This window comes from Methanobrevibacter boviskoreani JH1, from assembly GCF_000320505.1.
Taxonomy (GTDB): domain Archaea; phylum Methanobacteriota; class Methanobacteria; order Methanobacteriales; family Methanobacteriaceae; genus Methanarmilla; species Methanarmilla boviskoreani.
Genome location: NZ_BAGX02000049.1, coordinates 1 through 318 on the forward strand (window position 1 = coordinate 1; position 318 = coordinate 318).

Sequence of the window (318 nt, forward strand, 5' to 3'; positions counted from 1 at the left end):
TGAAAGTTTGTGTGCTTATTTATTGTATTTGGATGGAAAATTTTTATGTTTTTTATCTTCTCAATACTGTTATGGTTAAGTGTATACAGTTAGGGTGAAATTGTAGAGTTTTATATTATTTTTATCATTTTTCATGTTCATAAATTTAGGCTTAGCGGTCATAGTGACAGGGCTACACCTGATCTCGTTTCGATCTCAGAAGTAAAGTCTGTTACGTTTTGTTTAGTACTGTGGAGATATCTACGGGAGTTTCATTTCGCTGCTAGCCTTTTTTTACAGATCATTATATAACATTGTTATATTTTTTATTCTTTTTTT

1 rRNA gene is annotated in these 318 nt (G+C 29.9%); it reads left to right on the plus strand.

From position 1 onward, the window contains the following. Positions 1–150 precede the first annotated feature (150 nt). Positions 151–268: ribosomal RNA gene (gene rrf / locus ON24_RS08860) — 5S ribosomal RNA — on the plus strand. The last annotated feature ends 50 nt before the right edge of the window (positions 269–318 follow it).